At 47.4% G+C, this 2,845-nt stretch carries 1 protein-coding gene and 1 pseudogene; both read right to left on the reverse strand.

From position 1 onward, the window contains the following. Positions 1 to 437 precede the first annotated feature (437 nt). A complete protein-coding gene (locus ACKOVI_RS06410) occupies positions 438 to 2,156 on the reverse strand; it encodes a hypothetical protein (protein ID WP_509603256.1) in 1,719 nt (572 codons plus the stop codon). A gap of 142 nt (positions 2,157 to 2,298) precedes the next feature. Then, positions 2,299 to 2,845, reverse strand: a pseudogene (locus ACKOVI_RS06415) (DNA-directed RNA polymerase subunit beta'); the annotation flags it as partial.

Raw genomic sequence — 2,845 nt, forward strand, 5'->3', positions numbered from 1 at the left:
TGCTGAATTGTTGGCACTACATTCTCCTTTTATGTAATGTGAAAAAACATCTTGCGATTTTTCACATCTAACTTTCCGGCCTTTTTCACGCTCAACCTCCGACCCACGCGGTCGGGTGTGTTGCATGCAAAATGCGCAGAGGAGAAAGGTATCTGAGGGGTGGGCGAAAGTGCAAAACGGCCCTTTTACTCCTTTGACTCCAAAATTTCTTGGAGTATCCACAAAATTAGATCCCGGGCGTGTCTCGCGCCGATCCCTTAAGAATGTCCGTTTTGTCCGATTTTATCCTGGATATGGGCTGGGATTTCAATTCCAGCTGAATCTGGAGCAGTCTCCGCCTGTGATCGTGTGCATATGCCATAGGTATTACGAATGGTTCATTGATATCTGCATCTACAAAACCAACGTGTGCGTTGCTAATGCCCGAAGGCTATCGCCTACTTCTTCTTCCATCCAGAAGGGCATGCCGGCTTCACAGCAGTTACCTTCTTAGTTGTTTTCCCCTTCACACAAATGATTATCACTTTCTTTGCTTCGGCAGCTGCAGTTGCTACAGGAGACGGCGCAGATTGTTGACTGAGCTTTACTCGCACGGTTGGTGATGAGAAGGTGAAGCCGCGTGCGACCAGATGCATCCAGCCATCTCGCTCATTAAATGTGGTTGTAGCAACTTGCGTAGTTCCGTCAGCTGAAAGGATTGAGATCTTTGCCGATACCGGTGCATTGGAGAATCCGTAGATACAGCGTGCCACTTCACTTTTGATAACAAGGTCGTAGCTACCTTTAAATTCTTCGCCACTTGGTAGGTAGTGTGGAGAAACCACTTTGTAATCAAGGCTCTGGCTCTCTTTGTCGAAAGTAGGTGGATTGCCGATATACATAGTTGAGTTAGTGGAGACAATTCCGCTGAGAGAGGTCGACCCTTTCATGCAGTTTTCAAACTGCCCTGACTGCATGGACCGTACAGTCCACACGCTCTGCACATAGGTAGCTTTGTCACTCAGCGATGAAATCCACGCAAGAACTTCTTTAAAACCACCCTCGTCATAGCCGAAATTCTCTTTCATAATTGAATAGGGCAAGCCATCTAGGCCGTTATTGATTTTTCCATCCAGGCTCGGCCAACCAAGACCACTGGCATTCACACTGTTCTTTTCCATCGTTGCATAGAACTTACGAAGCGGTTCTGGGTATGCATCTTTTTGAAACCAGGCATAGATTCCAGGAACTGTTGTGGGCTTGCCTTGAATTGTTAAGAGTTGATCACCATCTGATGCCGACGTAATCACAGATTGTGCTTCAGAAATTCTTCCATGTAACCAGCCCGCTATTCCTTCGTGGAGCTTGAGCGTGTAACCAAATGTGATGTTTGTTGGCAATGTCCACGGGAGCAGGCAGACCGTTGTAGATGTCTGCGCACAAGAAGCACGTCGAGAAGATGATTGATCTAAATTGAAACCACCCTGTGAAGCTTGGCGACCCGCCAACCTAAAGTCTGGCCGAACAATTGTCTCTGGTTTGGTCACGCTATAACGACCCTGAACTTTACTCACCGCAAAAATCGCACTATTAAAGTTTTCGATTCGAAATTTAGATTCGTTAAATCCACGATAGCCCTGGAGCCAAACGACTACGAGATATTGAGTGCCTCCTGCATGCGCAATGGTTGGAAAATCTACAATGAATGTACTTGCACCTGTCGGCAGATTTATTGCTGGATTGCCTTCGTAAGAGAATTCACTCGTGCCTGGAAAATCTTCGACATACTTTCCAACAATCTCATTACCTGCTTCATCTTTTGCAAATACGCGGGTGACACAGTCAGAAGTAATCTTCTCATTGCACATGGTTAACTGCGCGCTATATTGAAAGTACTTTTCATCTCCGCATCCCACAGCACCTACCTTTTTACAAGGAGTTCGTGTGAGCATATGACTCCCCCTATCCGTGCCATCTGCAGTAAAGGCCTCTAGAGCTGAGTAGGTATTTCGAGTGGCCTGGTCATCGGAGAGATTGATTCCTGTGTATCGATCGTTTGTAGGTGGATTGCCGATGACGAATTGTTCGCCTGGCACATCTGCAGCACTCGCAAGATTTCCGCCCATGAGAGCAATCGGCAGAATCAAAACCACAAATATCTTTGCAAAGCGCTTCACAAAATCCCCCATTAAGTAATTGCCCTAAGGCTACGAAGGTTCACCGCACTTGTGGAGCTTTTTTATGCGTAATCGCGGTCAGAATTTTGAGCATAAGAAAAGCCCGCCACCATTTCTGATGACGGGCTTCTCTATCAAGGATTTAGCGAGGAACTTCAACCTCATCCAAGCGAACTGCTTCGCCGGTTCCACCCTGATCGAATGGGGTGAGATCGTATTCATCGTAGTTAGCGTAGACAGCTGCCTTCGCTTCCTCTGTTGGCTCGACGCGGATGTTGCGGTAACGGGCAAGGCCTGTACCTGCAGGGATCAACTTACCGATGATGACGTTCTCCTTAAGGCCGAGCAATGGATCGCTCTTCTCTGAGAGTGCTGCATCTGTCAGTACGCGAGTTGTTTCCTGGAATGAAGCCGCTGACAACCATGACTCAGTTGCAAGTGATGCCTTGGTAATACCCATAAGTTCTGGGCGACCTGATGCAGCCTTAACACCTGATGTAACAGCCTTGCGGTTTTCAGCCATAAAGCGGTTGTGCTCGACGAGCTCACCTGGAAGAAGATCAGTATCTCCAGCTTCAAGAACTGTAATGCGCTTGAGCATCTGGCGAACGATTACTTCGATGTGCTTGTCGTGGATACCTACACCCTGTGAGCGGTATACAGATTGAATCTCGTTAACGAGGTGAATC

The organism is Candidatus Planktophila sp. (assembly GCF_046070465.1).
Classification (GTDB): domain Bacteria; phylum Actinomycetota; class Actinomycetes; order Nanopelagicales; family Nanopelagicaceae; genus Planktophila.